Below are 18,147 nucleotides of genomic sequence, written 5' to 3'. Positions count from 1 at the left end.
GGGTCGGGATCAGGCGCCGTTGTCCTCGACGATGGCGGAGTTGATGGCGATGCCGACGTTCAGCTTGCGGATGGACTCCGCGGTGCCGAGCGCCTTGCGTACACTGGTGACCTGGCCGACGTAGTAGTCGACGGAGCCATCGCCGTAGTCGACCTTGAAGGCGTAGTCGCTCTTCACTTTCTGGGCGGCCTTGAGCGCCGCTTGGCCCGCATCGGCGCCGTCCAGGCCGATGACCAACTGCTGCTCGCCGGCATCGAAAATCGTCTTGTATTTGCGCGCCCGGCGGTTGGACAGGGCCGTGAAGGTCGTGGTGCCAACCGTGTCGCCGATCTCGCCGGCGTCTTCTACTTCGCCGACTTCGACGTAGGTCAACGCCTCCAGCGCGGCCAGCGCGGCCGTCAGGCCCGCCGAAGTTTCTTGGATGGGAGAGCTATAAGCCGGACCGATGTAGAACCGGATACCGGCCGAGGTGTTTACGCCAGACATGGCAAGGCCTCCTAGGCATGGTAGATGCCGCACGCGCGGCAGGATGGGAAAACAGGTTAATTAGGTGGTGAAGACGCCGACCGTGGCGGAACCCTGGTAGGTCACGCCGTCCGGCTCTCGGTGGGTGCCGCGCGGCACGCGCACCGCCACGGCCCGGCCGGTGGTCGGCTCCAGGGGGCGCTCGTCCAGGGCGGCGACGCTCTCGCCGAGAATTCCCTTGACCTCGGCTTGGCCCTGGTAGTCGCTCCAGAGCGACAGGTAGATGAGGCGCTGCTGCCGCTTTCGCCCGCTGATCGGGCTGGCGTTGCTGCTGATTTCATAGTCCAGCCTCAGGAGGGATACGGCGTCTCCATCGGCACGACGTCGTGGACCGGCACGCGTCGCACGGCGGACAGGCGCGGGGGCGGCGATTCCAATAGTGCTGGGGGTCGAGCGGGCGGCCGTCGCGACCACGGCCGGCCAGGCGCCCGGATTTCTCCAGGCGCTGCTTGAGCGAGTCGTGGCAGTGCTTGCACAGCGACTGCCAGTTGTCCCGCGACCGGAACGACCGCCAGGCCTCGGCGATCCGGACCGGCTCATTGCTCGCTTTGGCCTCGGCCAGCCGGGGCGGCTGCTTGTGGTCGACGACCGAGGCCGGAACCGGCCGCGCCTCGGTGTTGCACATCGAGCAGCAGGGATGCCGGCGCGGATGGTCTTCCCGTGCCAATCGCCAGCGCTAGCCATAGCCCCGCGATGCGGCCGTGCCGCGCCGATCAGGGCTGCTCACCCAGCCCCGCCCGCTTCGCCAGCCACCGCGCATACAACGCCCCAGCGATGTCCGCGCCCAGCAGCCCGACCACGATGCCGATGCCGCCGGAGATCCACACATCGCCGAGCAGCGAATGCGCGATGAACAGCGACGCCATGCCGAACAGCGCGGACGACCCGAACCGCAGCAGCACCCGCTTGACGATCTCGCCGACCGCGATGCCGGCGGCATCCGCCTGGCGCATCTCGCCGACCAGACCGGCCACCGCAATCAGGAGCAGTATCCAGGTGGGCAAATCAGCCAGTGACGACTCGACTCCTTGCTCGACCGCCATGCCGGTCCTCCTCGATAAATGGGTGGCCCGCTACGCGATCCTGCCTGGAAGCGAAGGAGCGAGGGGCCGGAAACGAAAAGTCCAGCGTTCGGCCAGGGTCATCTGAAATAGAAAACCCCGCCGAAGCGGGGTCCAAGGTGACCGCCAGGGAAACGGTCTAGCACAGCAGGTGCTCGGAGGATCGCTGCAATCACAGCAACGACAAACGTAGCGGCTTTGTACCCCCCGACATGCAGTGGCGTAAACGCCCGATTAAAGCCAGTTTCGAAGGGTCGCGCAGCGGTCGTGCAAGGGTCGCGCAGCGGTCCAGCGCATCGCGACGAACGGCTAGGCCGCCAAGCCGGCCAGCGCCCCCTTGAGCCGCGCGGCCAGCTCCCGGTGGAGCGCGTCGACCTGCGCCCGATAGGCCCGCTCGCCGATCCTCAGCTCGACCAGTTGCACGGCCACCGACGGCATCTTTCCAGCATGCACATAACGCACCTTCGCCAGCGTGTAGAGCCGCGCACCGTACCCACCCAGGCCGCCGTCATCCCGCGAACTGGTTAGCGACCGCAGCGCCTCGTCCACCAGCAGACAGACCCGACTGCGCTGCGCATAGCTCACCAGAGGTCCCAGCCCGACACAGCCACCCGTCGCACGACCGCCGCCCATCCACTGCTCGGTATCGCCCAGAGGCGAGCGCACCGAGGCCTCCCACTCAGGAGCGGCATGCTCCTGGCCCCACTGACGGAGCAGAACATCCATCGCCTTGATCATCCTGCCTCCCATCTCAGTCCAGCTCGATACCGAAGGCCACGACCACGGCCGGACTGGTCTGCTTTGCTTTCTCCTCGAACCACCCCATAACCTCACTCCTGCTGTCTCGTCTGATATGTCTGGCTGCCGTCGGAATATCTGTCTGAATATTTTTTATTTAAAAACAGTTACTTAACTAAATATCCGACACTCAGACAGTAAAAATGAAAACCCATCGCATGGGCGCGCACGCGCAAGAGCATCACCCAAAAAGCGTCGGAACGTAGGAAACCAGCGCCGCCAGTGGCTTTCGTGCTGTCGGAATATCCATCTGAATAGTGTCGGAATGTCGGAAACTCATGCCGCTTCCCCCGCCATCCGATAGCGCTCATCCAGCGCACCGTTGAACGCCCGCGCCTGCAAGCCCACCTCCCGCAACCACTCTGGCTCGCTCTGGCGGGCAGCCATCGCCTTCGACACGTAGATTCGGCACGTCCTGAACTCGCTGTTCTGGGTCGGGAACTTGATGTCCTTGCGCACCTGCACCAGGTCGCGCTGGATCTCCTGATAGAATTCCCGCTCCCGCCGCTTGAACTCGTTCGACCGCTCGCACCATCGGCAGAACGCCTTGTAGAGATCGCCGGCCGTCGCCGCCCCATACGGCAGATCCAGCTCGCCCCGCTCCCAGATCCGCAGGAAGTACCGCGGCGGCGTCATGCTCCCCTCGATCAGCGCCTGCTTCTCGGCATTCAGAGGCGGCTTCGCGTGCTCGTTGAAGCCCTCCAGGGAAATGTTCATCACGTAGTGGTAGAACGCCTCAACCCCGCCGTTCTCGATCTCCGCCACCAGGTCCGTGAAGTACTCCTGTGGCGGTACCCGGTCTACATACAACACTAGATAGCGCCGGTCCCCGTGGTCCAGCTCCAGCGGCACCGTCGAGTTCGACAGAAACACGAAGTTCAGATGATTCCGCTCCTCGCGGAGGGCCTGCATCTTCTCGTTGATCTGTAGCGTCTCGCCCGTCACCAGATGCTTGAGCAGCCCCTTGTAGTGCCGCATCTCCGCCCGGCTCACCACCTCCTCGGCCAGCGCGAACAGCTTGCGGCTCTGCCAACCGGTGAACTGGCTCTCCAGTTGGGCCTGCCCGATCGTCACGCCATACTCGCCATAGATCGGCTTCACCACCCTCTCCCAGACCAGGCTCTTGCCCGGTCCCTCCGCGCCGAACATCACCACCGAAGTGGCCATCTTCGCGCCGGGGTTCTGCAGCGGATAGGCGATCCAGCGCAGCAGGAACAGATACTCGTCCTTGCGGTTGCCGCACAGCCGGCCCAGGTGCGCTAGGATCTTCTTGCACCCGGCTTGCCCTATCGGGTTCTGCATCGCCCTGAACCCGTCGAACAAATTCAACATCGTCGGCCCGCACGTCATCGTCGGGTCGAACACCACATTCTCGGCCACCCGCCGGTGCGGACTCTCCTGCCACAGCTTGATTCGCTCCCGGCCGACCACCTCGCGCAGCGCCGCCAGCTTCACCATCCTCCGCCGGTTGCAGTCCCACACCAGGTCCGTCCCGTAGATCAGCACGAAATCGTTCAGCAGCTCCTGCTCGCCAATGCGAAAGCCCCCCGCGCGCCCTGGCGTGCGCGCGCCCGCCTGTTCGGCCCCTGCTTCACCGCACGCCAGGGTGGGAGTGCCGGGGAGGTCAGCCGAACAGTTCGCATAGTCATCATCCGTCGGCGCCGGCGGCGGCTCCTGGGTCGCGGCAGCGCGCTGCGCCTCCAGCCCCAATACCCTGGCCGCCGCCTTCGTCGCCGCCGACACATCTCCGCCATGCTCCAGCAGGCAGAACACATCGAAGGCATCGTTCTGGTGCCCGTTCGCCAGAGGGTCGGCGGCATGGTGCGAATACACCCGGCCTTCGGTCACCGTGATGCCCGGCAGGCCGGTGCTGCTCGCCGCATACAGCCATTTCTTGCCTCGCCGCTTGTAACCGTGTGCCGACAGCAGTTGCTCAACATCAATCGCCCGGTTGAACGCCTCGATCACCGAATCGCCCGACCTGGGCGCAGCGGCAGGCTTGCGGCTGGCAACCGGCTCGGGCCTCGGCCCCCAAGGGCACGCTGCCTGCGCATCCCGCTTGAAAATGTCCCAGTTCTGCCAGATTGCCAGCAGCTCCTCCGGTAACTCCGGCAGCCCCCGCGCCGCATCCGGCGCTGTCCGCCAGGTATACGGCTTGCCCGTATCCGGATGGATCGACGGCGGCAGCACATCCTGCACCAGGCCATGGCGCAGCTCGAACACCGTGCAGCGCTTCTTCGGATCGCCCCCATTCGTCGGCCACGACAGCGCCTTGCGCCCCAGCTCGAAGCCGGCCGGCGCCCGGAACATGATGCGGAACCGCGCCGGATTGCCCATTACCGTCGGCAAGCTATCCGCCATCGCATCCACATCCAGCCCGAGCAAATTGGCCAGCACCTGCCGCGTCGCCGGCACATCGTCCACGTCCAGCGAACAGACCCCGCTCGGCCCGAGCACCACGCCCATGTTGTGCTGTGGGTTTTGCAGCCAGAACTCGGCCGCCTCGGCCGCATCCGTGAAATACCCGCCCGGAAGGTTCCAGGCCTGATCCTTCGGGAACTTCTCCCGCGGGTCGATCTTCACCAGGCACAGCCCGAACGCCTCGATATACCGGCGTGCCCAGGCCGACATCACACCCTGCTGAATCTCACTCATCCCGCCCCTCCAGATCCCGCTCCATCGCCGCCCGCGCGCCGGCCATGATGCCCAGCACCGCCTCGATTACCTGATTGCCATGGCGCTCCAGCTCGAGCGCCTCGCGTTCCTCCCAGCAGCCATCGGCAGCGCCCTGGTGCAGGCTGCCGACGAACGCGGCCTCGTGCCGCAGCGGATCGGCCAGCGCCCGCGGCGCCGCCGCCGAAGCCGTAACCGGTGCCGGCAGATAGAACACCCCGCCCCGGATGCGAGCGATAGCACGCAGCGTTTCCTCGGCCTCGACCAGCTCGAGCCAGCGCTCGAAATCACGCACCGACAGCAGGTTGTCCGGGTAGCTGATGGAGAGTTTCTTTTGATAGGCGTTGTACGACCATCCGAGGGTGGCGCATACCGCTACAGGACCGCCACGCGTGCGGCGGGTGTCGTGGTCCACGGCCTGCTCCAGGGTCAGAGCGGGGCCGAGCCCACGAGTGGGGTCTATTCGAGACATTGGCGTTAATTCCCTGGTAACGCCGTAGCGAATGCGTCATCGCTGACCTATCATCCGCATCGACGTATTGTTGTGCGTCAGCCAGAAACAGCCATCGTCAGATGGCTCTACTGGCACCGCCGGGCGCAACCGTGGTGGGTTGCTCCCGGCATGGCCGGCGCGGTCGCCGTGGTGGACGACCGCTCCGACCGCCTGCTGTTGGCGTGGCGTGAAACCACGCCGGTTTCACCATGGCGAGAAGGATGGATGTACGTGCTGTTCTCCCCTTGCGACTCGCCATGTCGTCCAGCGGCCTTGTGGTGAGGACGCTGGGTAGGCCGGGCGGCCTTTTTTGGGCCACACGGTTTCTACGCTGCTGGATGGTTAGGCGGCAGATTCCGTCGGATAGATATCTGGCCTCAGTTCGTGTCGAGAGACCCCGGACACAGCCTCAATCCTCAAAACTCGCTCAGCCGGCACGCGGCCGGTGGAGCACATGCGCTGAACAGCTTGAGGTGTACACCCAAGTGCCCTAGCTAGAGCTGATTGCCCGCCCACAGCTGCTGCTGCGCGAGCGGCGGCGTTATTTTTCATAGGCCCTCTGCCTTATCGCTACAACTCAAGGTTACAAAAAGTGCTGAGATTTTACAATATAGAATTGCAATGCGAGCTACAACGCTCGGTTGTATCTTTCGCGGCATGAGCACAATCGGAAAACGAATCGCCTTAGCGCGAGAAGAAAAGGGTTGGAACCAGTCTGAACTGGCTCGGCAGCTCGGGGTAAAACCGCAATCTGTGCAAGCTTGGGAGGCAGGTAGGAATGTCCCTCGACCTCAAAAAATGCAGCAGATGAGCCGCTTGCTTGGCAAAAGCGTTGGGTACTTCATGGACGATGCGAATGCAATTAGTAACCCAGCAGAAGTAGAACCCGGCCCGCCCATCACCAGCCCTTGGCGAGCGATCCCTATCGTTGGCACAGCCCAGATGGGCACCGAAGGTTACTGGCATGCCCTGGAGTCGGCGGACGGCTACGTCGAAATGCCGACACGCGATAAGCACGCCTATGCGCTGCGGCTCAAGGGAAATTCCATGGCGCCGGCCATCAAGAGCGGCTGGGTGGCCGTGATCGAGCCGAACGGCCTGTTGATTCCTGGAGAATACGTCATGGTCCGCCTGGTCGACGAGGAATGCATGCTGAAGGAACTGCTCTACGCCAACGACGTGGAGGTCAGCCTCGCCTCGGTGAATGACGCCTACGAGCGCCGCACGATCCCAGTAGAGCAAATCGAACTGATCCACGCCGTCGGCGCCGTCTGCCCGCCGAGCAAGGTCAGGGTGTGAGCCGCCTGCCCGCCGGGCGGGGAAATGGCATATAACCTAAGAAATACAAAGCCTTAGGACGCTTCGCTAGAGATGAGAACTCCATCGGAATGGTGTTCGCTTGAGAAAATATACTTAGGACGATATATTTGTACAAGTTTATCATCCACGACGACGCTACGGGGGACCTCCAAGATGTTCTACGTACGAATCGAGCGGCCGGCCTTCGGTTAGCAAAGCTTCTACAGCAGCTTCAGGCCGACCAAGACCTTCTCCACAGGCTTAGCCAGCGTGACTACGGCGGGAGTCCGGCTCGCCCAAGACCTAAGAAATCCATATTCAATACTGGGTTCTGGGTAGCAGCTCAAGACAATGGAATGAATCTTTGGAGGTTGCGCTACTTCGATGAGCTGGTTGAGGGGTATAGGCTTATCTACGCCTTCCTACCGCTTGAAGACCAATACATCTTACTAGCGATTGCCGAAAAAGCCGAATATCAGGCAGAAAATGATGAAAGGTTCGATTATGAGCTCAGCCATCCGCTCTCAGTCCGCATCACAACAGCTTATAGAGCGCTGGTGGACGGGGACTGGTGAAGAAAACCAGCCAACTCCGTCTGGCTCAAGCCCGCCAAGAATAGCCACATTTGAAGTAAGTGTTCCTTCATCGAGCATTTCCAAAAAGCATACCGCTTTCGATGCTCTGCTGATGGAGCTGGAGAGCGATCCATCCAACGCACAAGATTTGGCGGAGGCGGGAGCTTGGGTAGCTGATAATTTTTACAAAGATGATGGCGAAACATTAAAAACCGCACGTCTAAGAAAAGGTCTTTCTCAAAAGCAGTTGGCCTCATTAATTGGAACGAGTCAGCCTCACATTGCCACTCTAGAGAGCGGCCGAGTCGAACCGAACATCTCGACCGCACAAAAGCTTTGTGAGGTTCTTAACCTGAATTTTGGTGACATACCGGCTATATTAGAGCGCCAGAAAGCCCTGAATAGCCAAAAGGGTAAAAAATGAGCAGATTCGCCTATAGCCTATTTTGCGATGACGTCAGGCATGAAATTAACGGAAAAACTTCGCAAATAGGTATTTATCAAGGAAGCATGTATCTTGATAAATTTCCTGCGCACCTGCCTAAGCTATGCATCATAATTAGTGCCGCGACACATATAGAGAACCCATTTAAAGAAATTACATTCAAAGCCTATAGGGATGTTAATTTATTGTTCCAATTTCAATTAACCAAGGAACAGATTGATGAGGCTGTAGCCGTATCACCAGGCGCGGATGATGGTATATTCAGAATAGTTCAAACCATGGGCATTTTATCTCCGATTGCATTTGACAAGCCATGCAAGATTCGGATTGAAGTCGAGGCTGATGGAGAAATTATAGAATGTCCAGGATTAAGAGTTACGAACGCTCCCGAAGGAGTGAAGATTACAAAGTAATATAACGAAACTGAAGCCCCGCCCCCGCGCGGGGCTTTTCGTCTCAGCCCTTCGTGTCCTGCACAGGCTCAAGCAATCCTCTTCTGCTGCTCAGCCTGTATCGCCTCCCAGCCCTTGCAGGCTAGGGCCAGGTAGCGCGGCACCACCTCGCGGCCGTTGCTGTAGCGGCTGATGGTGCGTGTGGCCACGCCAAGAGCGCTGGCGGCCTGCTCCAGGCCGAAACCGGTGCGCGCCCGCCAGCCGATGAAGATGCGGGTATTCTCGTCCGGCGCAGCCTGGGCCAGGGCATCGAGATAGAGGGTGTCGGCGCCGATCTGGATGTCCAGCGCCGGCCACTCCACTGCCCAGCCATCGTCGCCCAGAGCGGCGCCGACGAAGGCCCTGGCGTTCTGCAGCGGCTTGAGGCCAGGGAATTTGGCCACGTCCTCGCGCATGTCCAGGACAAAGTGACGACCATCGATAAAGGTCAGCTCCAGCCGATGGCCGGGGCACGCCTGCACAGCCAGCAGGCGGGGGCGTTTCATGGATGCCATAGCTTCCACTCCTCCAGTAGTTCGGCCCGGTGCGCGAGCACCCAGGCCAGGGCTTCTTCTAGTACCGCCTTGGGCGCCTTGCCGAGCATGACCTCGCCTGTCTCCAGGCTGATCTGTACGTCCACACCAGCGCCAGTGAGGTGTACGTGCGGGGGAAGATGGTCCTTTTCCCGCAGCTCGATGCGGTACTTGTCGCGGATGCGGTGCTTGGTAGACATGCCGCCAACATATCGCCAATTTGGCGATATATCAAGCGGGGCTGCGCGCACAAGGCATTGATATCAAAATGGCATCAATAAGGCTCTTTTCGATACGCATTTACGGCATTCATCCAGTCGCAAGGAGAGTGCTGTATGTCGTTCAGAGCCCGCGCTATCACCCACCAGAATCAAATCTCCAGCTATCACCGGCTTGTTCGGCGCATAAACCATCAGGTGTCCTCGTCCCCGAAGGCCATGGCAGAACGGCAGGCAACCCTCGCCCCCGAGCCGCATGACAATCCCGAGGATTGGGAGCGCCTGCTGAGCGAAATCGAGGAAAGCGACAACGTCGAGATGACCAAGCACAAAGATGGCAGCATCACTGTGCGATGGAGCTGGCCAGAGCAATGACACAGAGCCCGCCAAGCGCGGGCTTTTTGTTGGCTGCATAGGCGGCCATGAAAAACTACAATTTAAACTTGCATATTACAATTTTTAATTGCAGCATTATCCACATCGACGCACACAGCGCTCGACAGAAAAGCCAGAAAATCACCGACAAGGAACCGACATGCATGCCGCCACCTTGCACGCCCACCCAACGTGCGCCTCCAACCGCCGGCTGATCGAGCAGCTCCAGGCCGACACCAACCGCCTCGTAGTCATCCACGGCGGCAAGCCAAAGCTGGTCAATCGCGCCGACCTGGCCACCGCCCCTTCCTCCGACCGCACCGGCGGTTTCACCCCGTTCGGCGGCGACGCGGCGTAGGGAGTCCGGCATGCACCGCACCCTCGACGCCACCGCCGCTCTGCTCGGCATCGGGCCGCGCAAGCTGCGCCGTCGCCTACGCGACCTTGGCGTGCTCAATCACGCTGGCGAGCTGGCATGCGCCCACCGCGACAAGGGCCGCCTCTTCATCGACTGCCGCTCGCGCTGGAACCCCAACATCAACGGCTGGAGCCACTACGGCGTGGTGATGACCACCGAAGCTGGCGTGGCCTGGCTGGCCGGGCAACTGGGCATCGAGATCCGGCGCATGCCGCCGGCCAGCGCAACCGCCTGACCGAACAGCAGGGAGTTGAACCGGTGAACACCACCAGCATAGCACGCACGCCCGAGGGGCGCGGGGAGAGCACCCTGCATCTGCTCCGCCGGCGATACGGCTGCAACTACATCACCGTCGAGCAGCTGCTGGCCGACCACCTGCCGCACCTGGGGTCGCTTGATGCCTTGCGCCGCGCCATCCGCAAAGGCCGCATCGACATCCAGATCAGCCGCCTCGACAACAGCCGCAATGCGCGGCGAATCGTTTACCTCCACAGCCTGGCCGACTTCCTCGACCGGGCCGAGAAAACCGCCGCCACCGCGGCAGCCTGACCACCACCACAGGAGCACAGCACCATGAAAGCCACCGACGTTGCCGAGTTCATCAACTCGCTGAACGCCTCCGTCTTCACCCAGCAGGTCGGCGCCGCCCTGTCGGCCGTGGCCGCCGGCGTCGTCGAGTACGACAAGCAGGGCGAAGTCACCCTCAAGTTCAAGATGAAGCGCATCGGCGAAAGCAACCAGGTCTCCATTACCCATACCCTGGACTACATCGAGCCCACCAAGCGCGGCAAGCGCCGCGAAGACACCACCCTCGCCACGCCGATGTATGTCACCGCGAACGGCCTCGATCTGTTCCAGACCAACCCCACCGAACAGCTTTTCAACCGCGACCAGGCCCCGGTTCTAGCGCGCTAACCGACCACCACAGGCACAGCAATACCGCCACGAGGAACACAGCATGTCTCTCAGCAAAGAAGCGCTGCAGATCATCATCGACAACGCCGTCGCCGCCGCCGGCGACACCCCGGACACCCATACCCCCGTGGCGATCCTTCCGGGCTCCTTCTCCGTGGTCGATATGGAGAAGTATCAAGTCGGTCGCTCCCGCTTTCGCGGCGCCCTGAGCACTACCAGCCTGGCCGACTTCGCCAGCTACGTGATCGACCGTCGCGGCATTGACCCTGCCAAGGGCTTTATCGACCAGGATGCCATGCGCTGCGTCGCCTTCTTCAACTTGGGCGACGAAGCCTGCCCAGGCCACGCCGACGACACCGCCACCCTGACCCTCAAGCCAACCGCCGCCTACTCCGCCGTGCAGGCGATCGCCGGCGAGCCGCTCAGCCAGAAGGCCCTGGCCGAATGGATGGAGGACTGGCACGCCAACATCGAGGCCGAGAGCGAAGCCGGCGACCCGATGAGCACCGTCCAAGCCATCGCCGCCGTGCGCAACATCACTATCAAGGCTGCCAGCGAACGCAACCACGTCGAGAACAATTTCAGCGCCCAGCGCAGCGCCATGGATGCCATCGAGGCCAAGAGCCAGGAAACCCTACCGGGCGCCCTGCACTTCACCTGCATCCCCTATGAAGGCCTCGGCAAGCGCCTCATCACCCTGCGCCTGTCGATCCTCACCGGCGGCGACAAGCCCGTACTCAAGCCTCGCTGGGTCGGCGAGGAACAGACCCGCGAAGAAATCGCCCACGACTTCAAGTCTGTCCTGGCCAGCGAGATAGGCGACGCCGCCGCTCTCACCCTGGGCATCTTCAACCCCGGCAAATAACCAGCACCCACCACACCCGCCGGCGGCGGGCACAGGAGCACAGCACATGGAATTCATCCCCACAGAGATAGCAGCGATCGGCATTATCCTTGGCGCCGGCATCGTCACAGCAGGCTGCTACCTGCTCGGCCGCGCCGAGGGTATCCGCTTCGGTCTACACCGCGGCCACCGCGACGGCCACGACGCCGCACGCGAGCAATTCGCCAGCGAGCTGCTCAAATCCGGCCAGCGCCTGAGCAGCGCCGAACGCATCCTCGCCGCCACCCAGGCCGAACTGCGCCGCGTGCGGGACGAACGCAGCCGAGCCCGCCTCCAGGCCGGCGCAGCCATCGAGGAACTCAATCTGCGCCTCGACCAGGCGCAGGGCCTGAACGCCGAGCATGCCGCCCTGCTGCGCGAGAGCGCGAACAACCTCGACATGGCTGCCACCACCTGGGAGTCCATGACCGCCACTACCAAGGCCCGCCACGCCCACGCCAATGCCCAGCAGTTGCGCGACCTAGCGACTACCTTGGCGCCTGAACAGCAGGGGGCCGCGGCATGAACAACGCCACCCACTTCGTCATCGACTTAGAAACCATGGGCAAGGGACCGCTCGCCCCGATCGCCGCCATCGGCGCCGTGTGCGTTGCCCAGGGCGCGGTCGTCGACGAGTTCTACATCCGCATCGACCTCCAATCCTCGCTCTCCTTTGGCCTTCGGCCCGACGCATCCACTCTCCAATGGTGGCTGCGGCAGAGCGACGAGGCACGCCGCGAGGTCGACGGCCGCGAGCCGACCGAGCATCTGAGCCCCGCCCTGATCGACCTGCGCCACTGGATGCTCGAACACGCCTCGGAAGAAGAAGCCCACGTCTGGGGCAACGGAAGCAGCTTCGACAACGTCATCCTGCGCGGCAGCTTAGACGCCGCCGGCCTCGACGAGCCCTGGCAATTCCGTCACGACCGCGACCTGCGCACCCTGCTGGCCCTCTACCCAGAGGCCAAGAACGTGGGCGAGTTCGAGGGCACCAAGCACCACGCCCTGCACGACGCCCGCCACGAGGCGAAGCAACTGATCGCCGCCCTGGCCATGCACTACGGATTGGCATGGGGGAGCTATGCAGATCTGCGCATCGTCCGTCAGGAGCGCGACAGTCTTCGCGCACAACTCCTGTCGCAACAATCCGCCCCGAACATCGAGGCCCAGGGCATGACCGCACTTACTCGATTCGCCATCCCCACCACTCCAGGGACTCCGTTCGAGGGCAGCTTCTATGTTGGGCGTTTCATGCTCAACGCCGTCGAATACGCACTGATCGTCTCCCCGAAAGCCCAGGGCGAACTGGACGAGGCCGCCTGGGGCGTCGACGGCGCCACCAGTTGCAATGATGGCCTGGCCAACACCCAGGCCATGGCCACCGCGGGCAGCGACATGGCCCGCCGGATGCTCGCCCTCGACATCGCTGGATTCACGGACTGGTACCTGCCCAGTCGTGATGAACTGGAACTGTGCTACCGCAACCTGAAGCCGACCGACCGGAAGAATTGCCGCTCCTTTTGCGACGGAGACAACCCCAGCAGCCTACCGGCAGGCTACCCGTACACCGCCGACAACCCGGCGAAGACCACCGCGAGCCCGTTTATCGCGGCCGGCGAGGAGGCGTTCGAGCCCCAATGGTACTGGGCCAGCACGCAGTCCGGCCCGACTCGCGCGTGGACTCGGCACTTCAACGATGGCTACCAGGACGACGCCCCCAAGGACAACGCCCTTCGGGCTCGCGCCGTCCGCAGATTCAAAGTCATCCCTTGACCACTTCAACCCTTCACTGCCGCGCGCAGCGCGGTCGACGCCAAATTCCAGAGGACATGGACATGAGCACCATCATTGTTGAAGTGGGCGAGACTCGCATCGAAGCCCCGAACGCCCAACTGGCCCGGCAAGTGCTGGAGCAGCAGCTCGGCGCGCGCATTGCCGAACCGGCCATGTCCTTCCCAGCCGACACCAGGCGCCCGCAGAACCACCGACTGACCGTACACATGGCTGGCAACGCCGTTTCGCCGGTCGCTGGGGCGGAGATCATCAGGGCGCTGAGGGCCGCGGCATGACCCGCACCCTCTTCTACAGCACCGCAATGCCCAACGAACAGGCCAGGGTCACCGGCGGCATCCCCACAAAACCCATGCGCTGGCACGTCGACTACGTCGTCAAAACCCCGGGAGGCCTCACCGTTGTCCAGGGCGAGAAAACCATCCAGCACGCCACATTCGATGAGTTGCGCGCCGTCATGGATCACACCATCGGCGAGATCGGCAACGAAGCCACCTTCGTCAGTTGGCGAGCCACCACCCATGGCGGGAAGAAGAAGAGCAAAAATGGAGGACGGAGCAGATGAGCATGCCTCGTTGGGTCCTGATCAAGCGCGCAGCCGAACTCACCGGCTACAGCGAAGATGCCATCAGGCACAAGGTGAAAAACGGCACTTGGGCGCAGGGTCGTATCTGGAGAAAGGCCAGGGACAACAGGGTATTCATCAACTTGGAGGAGGTCGATAAGTGGGTCGAGAGCGCGCCCCAGGAAGCGGCCTAGAGGCCGAACTGGCGAAACACAAAGGCGTCGAGATCCACGGCAACAACCTGCGCATCAGCTTCATGTGGCGCAGGCTTCGCTGCCGCGAGACGCTGGGTCTGCCAGCCACCAAGGCCAACATCCGTCACGCCGCCCAGCTCAGGGCGGCGATTCTTCATGAAATCAAACTGGGCACCTTCGACTATGCTCGCCACTTTCCAGAGTCCAAGCACGCCGGCAACTACAGCCGCACCCGTGACGAGCGGATCAGCGCATTACTGGAGCGATACAAACCGCTGAAAGCGGTAGACATCACCTCGGAAACCGAGAGCCGCTACAGCCTGGCTCTGGATATCTGCATCGATCTGCTTGGCAAGGACCGCCTCGGCAGCGCACTGCTGCCCGAGGATATCCAGCATCTGCGAGTCCAGTTGATTGAGGACCGCGCCACTTCGACAGTGAACCACTACCTCGCCACCCTGGCCGGATTCCTGCGCTGGTGCGAAAGCAACGGTCACTGCCGGGCGGGCTTGTCACAGGCATGCACTCGCTTCGAAATGAGCGCTCGCGAGCCAGACCCACTGACAAAGGCCGAGGTCGAGGCGCTGCTGGACGTAGGCTGCCTGCATCCTGCCGACCGAGCTGCCATCACTATAGCCGTCTACACCGGCCTACGGCCTGGCGAACTCTGCGCCTTGGCGCGGGAGGACGTCGACATCGAAACTGGCGTCATCCATGTCCGGCGCGCTATCACCGCCACCGGCACGTTCAAGGTCCCGAAAACCGGCAAGCCCCGCACCGTACTGCTGTTCCCGCCGGCCCTGGAGGCCTGCCGTACTCTGCTCGCCATCCCCGGCAAAGTGCCCCAGCACCCAGTTACCGTCCAGCTAACCCGGCACGAAACCCGGGTAGACACTGTAACCCCGCTGCTCTCCCCCACGCTGCAGGCCCGCCGGAAGCGGGTCAACACCTGGTTCGTGCCAACGGCATGGAACACCAAGTGGTCCACAATCCAGAAGCGCGCCAAGATCCGCCATCGCCGCCCGTACCAGACCAGGCACACATATGCCTGCTGGTGCCTGACGGCGCGTGGTAACCTCGCGTTCATCGCAAAGCAAATGGGGCACAAGGACTTCACCATGCTGGTGGAGGTTTACGCGAAGTGGATGGACGACGAGTCCCCGAACGAGCTGCAACACATCTGGCGCGGCCTGCAAGACAAAGCGTAAAAGCCCCAATCCTGCCCCTTATTTTTAAGACTAAATACGTAAGCTACTGATGCTTAAAGAATTTTCTGAAATTTCTCAGCACACCCCGATGATGCAGCAATACTGGAAGCTCAAGCGCGAGCATCCGGATCAGTTGATGTTCTACCGCATGGGCGACTTCTACGAACTGTTCTACGAGGACGCCAAGAAAGCTGCCAAGCTGCTCGACATCACCCTCACCGCCCGCGGTCAGTCGGCCGGCAAGTCGATTCCCATGGCCGGCATTCCTTTCCACTCGGTCGAGAGCTACCTGGCTAAGCTGGTCAAGCTCGGCGAGTCGGTGGCGATCTGCGAGCAGATCGGCGACCCGGCCACCACCAAGGGACCGGTGGAGCGCCAAGTGGTGCGCATCATCACTCCTGGCACGATCAGCGACGAGGCACTGCTCGACGAGCACCGCGACAACCTGCTGGCGGCAGTGGTCGGTGACGAACGGCTGTTCGGTCTGGCGATACTGGACATCACCAGCGGTCGCTTCAACGTTCAGGAGATCCAGGGCTGGGAAAATCTGCTGGCCGAACTGGAACGCCTCAATCCGGCAGAGCTGCTGTATCCCGACGACTGGCCGGCCGGTCTGCCGCTGGAAAAGCGCCGTGGCGCACACCGCCGGGCGCCCTGGGACTTCGACTGCGACAGCGCTTACAAGAGCCTTTGCCAGCAGTTCGCCACCCAGGATCTGAAAGGCTTCGGTTGCGATGGGCTGGGTCTGGCCATCGGTGCCGCCGGTTGCCTGCTGGCCTACGCTAGGGAAACCCAGCGCACAGCCCTGCCTCATCTGCGCGGTCTGCGTCACGAGCGCCTAGACGATACCGTGATCCTCGACGGCGCCAGCCGGCGCAACCTGGAGCTGGATGTCAACCTTTCCGGCGGGCGCGATAATACCCTGCAGTCGGTGATCGACCGTTGCCAGACGGCCATGGGCAGCCGTCTGCTCGGTCGCTGGCTGAATCGCCCGCTGCGCGATCGCACAGTGCTGGAGGAGCGTCAGGACACCGTCGCCTGCCTGCTGCAGGACTACCGCTTCGAGAGCCTGCAGCCGCAGCTCAAGGAGATCGGCGATGTCGAGCGCATCCTCGCCCGCATCGGCCTGCGCAACGCCCGCCCGCGCGATCTCGCCCGCCTGCGCGATGCTCTTGCCGCACTGCCACAACTGCAGACGGCGTTGAGTCCGCTGGAAGCGCCACACCTGCAGGCCCTTGCCGGCAACATCCGGACCTATCCGGAACTGGCCGAGCTGCTGAGACGCGCCATCATCGATAGCCCACCGGCGGTGATTCGCGATGGCGGAGTGCTCAAGCAGGGCTACGATGCGGAGCTGGACGAGCTTCTCTCGCTCAGCGAGAACGCCGGCCAGTTCCTCATGGACCTGGAAACGCGGGAAAAGGCACGCACCGGGCTGCCCAACCTCAAGGTCGGCTACAACCGCATCCACGGCTACTACATCGAGCTGCCGCGGGTACAGGCTGAGCAGGCGCCGGCCGACTATATCCGCCGCCAGACCCTGAAGGGTGCCGAACGCTTCATCACGCCCGAACTGAAAGCCTTCGAGGACAAGGCCCTGTCGGCCAAGAGCCGTGCCCTAGCGCGGGAAAAGGCACTCTACGAGGAGCTGCTGGAAATCCTCATCGCCCAGTTGGCGCCGCTGCAGGAAACCGCGACCGCCCTGGCCGAACTGGATGTACTGGCCAACCTCGCCGAGCGGGCCTTGAACCTCGACTTCAATCGCCCACGTTTCGTCGAAGAACCCTGCCTGCGCATTCGCCAGGGCCGCCATCCGGTGGTCGAGCAGGTGCTGGACACGCCCTTCGTCGCCAACGACCTGGAACTCGATGACAGCACCCGAATGCTGATCATCACCGGCCCCAACATGGGCGGTAAATCCACCTACATGAGGCAAACGGCGCTGATCGTGCTGCTCGCCCACATCGGCAGCTTCGTTCCGGCGCAGAGCTGCGAGCTTTCCCTGGTGGATCGCATTTTCACCCGCATCGGCTCCAGCGACGACCTGGCCGGCGGCCGCTCCACCTTCATGGTGGAGATGAGCGAGACCGCCAACATCCTACACAATGCCAGCGAATGCAGCCTGGTGCTGATGGACGAGGTCGGCCGTGGCACCAGCACTTTCGACGGCTTGTCGCTAGCCTGGGCGGCGGCCGAGCACCTGGCCGGCCTGCGCGCCTGGACCCTGTTCGCCACCCATTATTTCGAGCTGACCGTGCTGGCGGAAAGCCAACCGGTAGTGGCCAACGTGCACCTGTCGGCCACCGAGCACAACGAGCGCATCGTCTTCCTCCACCATGTGCTGCCGGGACCGGCCAGCCAGAGTTACGGCCTGGCGGTCGCCCAACTGGCCGGCGTGCCTGGACCGGTGATTAGCCGTGCCCGCGAACACCTGGCGCGCCTGGAGACCACCAGCTTGCCCCATGAAGCGCCGCTGCGCGAAGCAGGCAAACCCCAGCCGCCGATCCAGAGCGATCTGTTCGCCAGCCTACCGCATCCCCTGATGGAGGAACTGGCGCGCCTCAAGCCGGACGACTTGAGCCCGCGCCAGGCGCTTGAGCTATTGTACTCGTGGAAAACGCGGCTCTAACGCATACCCAAGCAAACTGCTAGAATCGCGCGCTTTCAGAGAGCGCTGAAACCTTTAGCCCGAAGTTCGGCGCCCTTCACATACAAGCAGGGAGCCGGTTCGGCTCCGCAGCTGCGCC

The 18,147-nt window shown here is 62.7% G+C and carries 26 protein-coding genes; 17 read left to right on the top strand and 9 right to left on the bottom strand.

What is annotated here, in order from left to right; translation table 11 throughout:
- Nucleotides 1–9: 9 nt before the first annotated feature.
- The 7 genes from ACGI6K_RS05115 to ACGI6K_RS05085 all read right to left on the bottom strand — a co-directional run bounded on the left by ACGI6K_RS05115 (nt 10) and on the right by ACGI6K_RS05085 (nt 6,102).
- Nucleotides 10–486 carry a phage tail tube protein gene (locus ACGI6K_RS05115; RefSeq protein WP_376943928.1) on the bottom strand — a complete coding sequence of 159 codons (477 nt, stop codon included), beginning with the start codon at nt 484–486 and terminating at the stop codon, nt 10–12.
- Between the two features lie 60 nt (nt 487–546).
- Nucleotides 547–939 (bottom strand): hypothetical protein, encoded by a 393-nt coding sequence (locus ACGI6K_RS05110; RefSeq protein ID WP_376943930.1) that lies wholly within the window; start codon nt 937–939, stop codon nt 547–549.
- A gap of 299 nt (nt 940–1,238) precedes the next feature.
- Nucleotides 1,239–1,568, bottom strand: a complete 330-nt coding sequence (locus tag ACGI6K_RS05105; protein WP_376943932.1) for a phage holin family protein — start codon at nt 1,566–1,568, stop codon at nt 1,239–1,241.
- A gap of 327 nt (nt 1,569–1,895) precedes the next feature.
- The gene (locus tag ACGI6K_RS05100) at nt 1,896–2,312 is read right to left on the bottom strand and encodes a hypothetical protein (protein ID WP_376943934.1); all 417 of its coding nucleotides are present in this window, start codon (nt 2,310–2,312) and stop codon (nt 1,896–1,898) included.
- Between the two features lie 348 nt (nt 2,313–2,660).
- Nucleotides 2,661–5,039: a bifunctional DNA primase/polymerase gene (locus ACGI6K_RS05095; protein ID WP_376943936.1), complete on the bottom strand. Its 2,379-nt coding sequence runs from the start codon at nt 5,037–5,039 to the stop codon at nt 2,661–2,663.
- The gene (locus ACGI6K_RS05090) at nt 5,032–5,529 is read right to left on the bottom strand and encodes a hypothetical protein (RefSeq protein ID WP_376943938.1); all 498 of its coding nucleotides are present in this window, start codon (nt 5,527–5,529) and stop codon (nt 5,032–5,034) included. The genes ACGI6K_RS05095 and ACGI6K_RS05090 overlap by 8 nt, the downstream gene beginning before the upstream one ends.
- A gap of 363 nt (nt 5,530–5,892) precedes the next feature.
- Nucleotides 5,893–6,102: a transcriptional regulator gene (locus ACGI6K_RS05085; RefSeq protein WP_376943940.1), complete on the bottom strand. Its 210-nt coding sequence runs from the start codon at nt 6,100–6,102 to the stop codon at nt 5,893–5,895.
- 69 nt (nt 6,103–6,171) lie between these two features.
- Between ACGI6K_RS05085 and ACGI6K_RS05080 the strand changes: the two genes are divergently transcribed.
- The 4 genes from ACGI6K_RS05080 to ACGI6K_RS05065 all read left to right on the top strand — a co-directional run bounded on the left by ACGI6K_RS05080 (nt 6,172) and on the right by ACGI6K_RS05065 (nt 8,282).
- The gene (locus ACGI6K_RS05080; RefSeq protein ID WP_377969166.1) at nt 6,172–6,849 is read left to right on the top strand and encodes an XRE family transcriptional regulator; all 678 of its coding nucleotides are present in this window, start codon (nt 6,172–6,174) and stop codon (nt 6,847–6,849) included.
- Between the two features lie 128 nt (nt 6,850–6,977).
- Nucleotides 6,978–7,424 (top strand): hypothetical protein, encoded by a 447-nt coding sequence (locus ACGI6K_RS05075; RefSeq protein ID WP_376943944.1) that lies wholly within the window; start codon nt 6,978–6,980, stop codon nt 7,422–7,424.
- Entirely contained in the window at nt 7,354–7,848 is a 495-nt protein-coding gene (locus ACGI6K_RS05070) for a helix-turn-helix transcriptional regulator (RefSeq protein WP_376943946.1), read from the top strand. Before ACGI6K_RS05075 ends, ACGI6K_RS05070 begins: the two co-directional genes overlap by 71 nt.
- Nucleotides 7,845–8,282 (top strand): DUF6941 family protein, encoded by a 438-nt coding sequence (locus tag ACGI6K_RS05065; protein WP_376943948.1) that lies wholly within the window; start codon nt 7,845–7,847, stop codon nt 8,280–8,282. The genes ACGI6K_RS05070 and ACGI6K_RS05065 overlap by 4 nt, the downstream gene beginning before the upstream one ends.
- Before the next feature lie 68 nt (nt 8,283–8,350).
- Here ACGI6K_RS05065 and ACGI6K_RS05060 read toward each other — a convergent pair whose 3' ends face one another.
- Both ACGI6K_RS05060 and ACGI6K_RS05055 read right to left on the bottom strand, forming a co-directional pair.
- Nucleotides 8,351–8,815 (bottom strand): DUF2442 domain-containing protein, encoded by a 465-nt coding sequence (locus ACGI6K_RS05060; RefSeq protein WP_376943950.1) that lies wholly within the window; start codon nt 8,813–8,815, stop codon nt 8,351–8,353.
- The gene (locus tag ACGI6K_RS05055) at nt 8,803–9,033 is read right to left on the bottom strand and encodes a DUF4160 domain-containing protein (protein ID WP_376943952.1); all 231 of its coding nucleotides are present in this window, start codon (nt 9,031–9,033) and stop codon (nt 8,803–8,805) included. The genes ACGI6K_RS05060 and ACGI6K_RS05055 overlap by 13 nt, the downstream gene beginning before the upstream one ends.
- 135 nt (nt 9,034–9,168) lie before the next feature.
- Between ACGI6K_RS05055 and ACGI6K_RS05050 the strand changes: the two genes are divergently transcribed.
- From ACGI6K_RS05050 to mutS, 13 genes are all read left to right on the top strand, one after another.
- Nucleotides 9,169–9,426 carry a DUF1654 domain-containing protein gene (locus ACGI6K_RS05050; RefSeq protein ID WP_376943954.1) on the top strand — a complete coding sequence of 86 codons (258 nt, stop codon included), beginning with the start codon at nt 9,169–9,171 and terminating at the stop codon, nt 9,424–9,426.
- A 160-nt stretch (nt 9,427–9,586) separates the two neighbouring features.
- Nucleotides 9,587–9,784 (top strand): hypothetical protein, encoded by a 198-nt coding sequence (locus ACGI6K_RS05045; protein WP_376943956.1) that lies wholly within the window; start codon nt 9,587–9,589, stop codon nt 9,782–9,784.
- Between the two features lie 10 nt (nt 9,785–9,794).
- The gene (locus ACGI6K_RS05040) at nt 9,795–10,079 is read left to right on the top strand and encodes a hypothetical protein (protein ID WP_376943958.1); all 285 of its coding nucleotides are present in this window, start codon (nt 9,795–9,797) and stop codon (nt 10,077–10,079) included.
- A 23-nt stretch (nt 10,080–10,102) separates the two neighbouring features.
- Nucleotides 10,103–10,393 (top strand): pyocin activator PrtN family protein, encoded by a 291-nt coding sequence (locus ACGI6K_RS05035; protein ID WP_376943960.1) that lies wholly within the window; start codon nt 10,103–10,105, stop codon nt 10,391–10,393.
- Between the two features lie 24 nt (nt 10,394–10,417).
- Nucleotides 10,418–10,759, top strand: a complete 342-nt coding sequence (locus tag ACGI6K_RS05030; protein WP_376943962.1) for a hypothetical protein — start codon at nt 10,418–10,420, stop codon at nt 10,757–10,759.
- Between the two features lie 43 nt (nt 10,760–10,802).
- Entirely contained in the window at nt 10,803–11,624 is an 822-nt protein-coding gene (locus ACGI6K_RS05025) for a DUF2303 family protein (protein ID WP_376943964.1), read from the top strand.
- Nucleotides 11,625–11,670: 46 nt separating this feature from the next.
- On the top strand, nt 11,671–12,168 hold the full coding sequence (locus tag ACGI6K_RS05020; protein ID WP_376943966.1) for a hypothetical protein: 498 nt from the start codon (nt 11,671–11,673) through the stop codon (nt 12,166–12,168).
- Nucleotides 12,165–13,415, top strand: a complete 1,251-nt coding sequence (locus ACGI6K_RS05015) for a 3'-5' exoribonuclease domain-containing protein (RefSeq protein ID WP_376943968.1) — start codon at nt 12,165–12,167, stop codon at nt 13,413–13,415. The genes ACGI6K_RS05020 and ACGI6K_RS05015 overlap by 4 nt, the downstream gene beginning before the upstream one ends.
- 62 nt (nt 13,416–13,477) lie before the next feature.
- Entirely contained in the window at nt 13,478–13,711 is a 234-nt protein-coding gene (locus ACGI6K_RS05010) for a hypothetical protein (RefSeq protein ID WP_376943970.1), read from the top strand.
- Nucleotides 13,708–13,998 (top strand): hypothetical protein, encoded by a 291-nt coding sequence (locus ACGI6K_RS05005; protein WP_376943972.1) that lies wholly within the window; start codon nt 13,708–13,710, stop codon nt 13,996–13,998. Before ACGI6K_RS05010 ends, ACGI6K_RS05005 begins: the two co-directional genes overlap by 4 nt.
- Nucleotides 13,995–14,192 carry an excisionase gene (locus tag ACGI6K_RS05000; RefSeq protein WP_376943974.1) on the top strand — a complete coding sequence of 66 codons (198 nt, stop codon included), beginning with the start codon at nt 13,995–13,997 and terminating at the stop codon, nt 14,190–14,192. The genes ACGI6K_RS05005 and ACGI6K_RS05000 overlap by 4 nt, the downstream gene beginning before the upstream one ends.
- The gene (locus tag ACGI6K_RS04995; protein WP_376943976.1) at nt 14,159–15,400 is read left to right on the top strand and encodes an Arm DNA-binding domain-containing protein; all 1,242 of its coding nucleotides are present in this window, start codon (nt 14,159–14,161) and stop codon (nt 15,398–15,400) included. Before ACGI6K_RS05000 ends, ACGI6K_RS04995 begins: the two co-directional genes overlap by 34 nt.
- Before the next feature lie 49 nt (nt 15,401–15,449).
- On the top strand, nt 15,450–18,029 hold the full coding sequence (gene mutS, locus ACGI6K_RS04990) for a DNA mismatch repair protein MutS (RefSeq protein WP_376943978.1): 2,580 nt from the start codon (nt 15,450–15,452) through the stop codon (nt 18,027–18,029).
- Nucleotides 18,030–18,147 lie beyond the last annotated feature (118 nt).

Origin of the sequence: Azorhizophilus paspali, assembly GCF_043587585.2 — a bacterium.
Classification (GTDB): Bacteria; Pseudomonadota; Gammaproteobacteria; order Pseudomonadales; family Pseudomonadaceae; genus Azotobacter; species Azotobacter paspali.
This window is presented reverse-complemented; position numbering and strand designations above follow the sequence as displayed.

What these genes read in the sequence shown, in the direction of transcription:
- ACGI6K_RS05080 (WP_377969166.1), top strand. Translation starts at nt 6,172, where the DNA reads ATGCGAGCTACAACGCTCGGTTGTATCTTTCGCGGCATGAGCACAATC.
- ACGI6K_RS05055 (WP_376943952.1), bottom strand. Translation starts at nt 9,033, where the DNA reads ATGTCTACCAAGCACCGCATCCGCGACAAGTACCGCATCGAGCTGCGG.
- ACGI6K_RS05085 (WP_376943940.1), bottom strand. Translation starts at nt 6,102, where the DNA reads ATGAAAAATAACGCCGCCGCTCGCGCAGCAGCAGCTGTGGGCGGGCAA.
- ACGI6K_RS05060 (WP_376943950.1), bottom strand. Translation starts at nt 8,815, where the DNA reads ATGGCATCCATGAAACGCCCCCGCCTGCTGGCTGTGCAGGCGTGCCCC.
- ACGI6K_RS05090 (WP_376943938.1), bottom strand. Translation starts at nt 5,529, where the DNA reads ATGTCTCGAATAGACCCCACTCGTGGGCTCGGCCCCGCTCTGACCCTG.
- ACGI6K_RS05045 (WP_376943956.1), top strand. Translation starts at nt 9,587, where the DNA reads ATGCATGCCGCCACCTTGCACGCCCACCCAACGTGCGCCTCCAACCGC.
- ACGI6K_RS05050 (WP_376943954.1), top strand. Translation starts at nt 9,169, where the DNA reads ATGTCGTTCAGAGCCCGCGCTATCACCCACCAGAATCAAATCTCCAGC.
- ACGI6K_RS05105 (WP_376943932.1), bottom strand. Translation starts at nt 1,568, where the DNA reads ATGGCGGTCGAGCAAGGAGTCGAGTCGTCACTGGCTGATTTGCCCACC.
- ACGI6K_RS05065 (WP_376943948.1), top strand. Translation starts at nt 7,845, where the DNA reads ATGAGCAGATTCGCCTATAGCCTATTTTGCGATGACGTCAGGCATGAA.
- ACGI6K_RS05040 (WP_376943958.1), top strand. Translation starts at nt 9,795, where the DNA reads ATGCACCGCACCCTCGACGCCACCGCCGCTCTGCTCGGCATCGGGCCG.
- ACGI6K_RS05095 (WP_376943936.1), bottom strand. Translation starts at nt 5,039, where the DNA reads ATGAGTGAGATTCAGCAGGGTGTGATGTCGGCCTGGGCACGCCGGTAT.
- ACGI6K_RS05020 (WP_376943966.1), top strand. Translation starts at nt 11,671, where the DNA reads ATGGAATTCATCCCCACAGAGATAGCAGCGATCGGCATTATCCTTGGC.
- ACGI6K_RS05115 (WP_376943928.1), bottom strand. Translation starts at nt 486, where the DNA reads ATGTCTGGCGTAAACACCTCGGCCGGTATCCGGTTCTACATCGGTCCG.
- ACGI6K_RS05100 (WP_376943934.1), bottom strand. Translation starts at nt 2,312, where the DNA reads ATGGATGTTCTGCTCCGTCAGTGGGGCCAGGAGCATGCCGCTCCTGAG.
- ACGI6K_RS05000 (WP_376943974.1), top strand. Translation starts at nt 13,995, where the DNA reads ATGAGCATGCCTCGTTGGGTCCTGATCAAGCGCGCAGCCGAACTCACC.
- ACGI6K_RS05025 (WP_376943964.1), top strand. Translation starts at nt 10,803, where the DNA reads ATGTCTCTCAGCAAAGAAGCGCTGCAGATCATCATCGACAACGCCGTC.
- ACGI6K_RS05015 (WP_376943968.1), top strand. Translation starts at nt 12,165, where the DNA reads ATGAACAACGCCACCCACTTCGTCATCGACTTAGAAACCATGGGCAAG.
- mutS (WP_376943978.1), top strand. Translation starts at nt 15,450, where the DNA reads ATGCTTAAAGAATTTTCTGAAATTTCTCAGCACACCCCGATGATGCAG.
- ACGI6K_RS05070 (WP_376943946.1), top strand. Translation starts at nt 7,354, where the DNA reads ATGAGCTCAGCCATCCGCTCTCAGTCCGCATCACAACAGCTTATAGAG.
- ACGI6K_RS05005 (WP_376943972.1), top strand. Translation starts at nt 13,708, where the DNA reads ATGACCCGCACCCTCTTCTACAGCACCGCAATGCCCAACGAACAGGCC.
- ACGI6K_RS05030 (WP_376943962.1), top strand. Translation starts at nt 10,418, where the DNA reads ATGAAAGCCACCGACGTTGCCGAGTTCATCAACTCGCTGAACGCCTCC.
- ACGI6K_RS05010 (WP_376943970.1), top strand. Translation starts at nt 13,478, where the DNA reads ATGAGCACCATCATTGTTGAAGTGGGCGAGACTCGCATCGAAGCCCCG.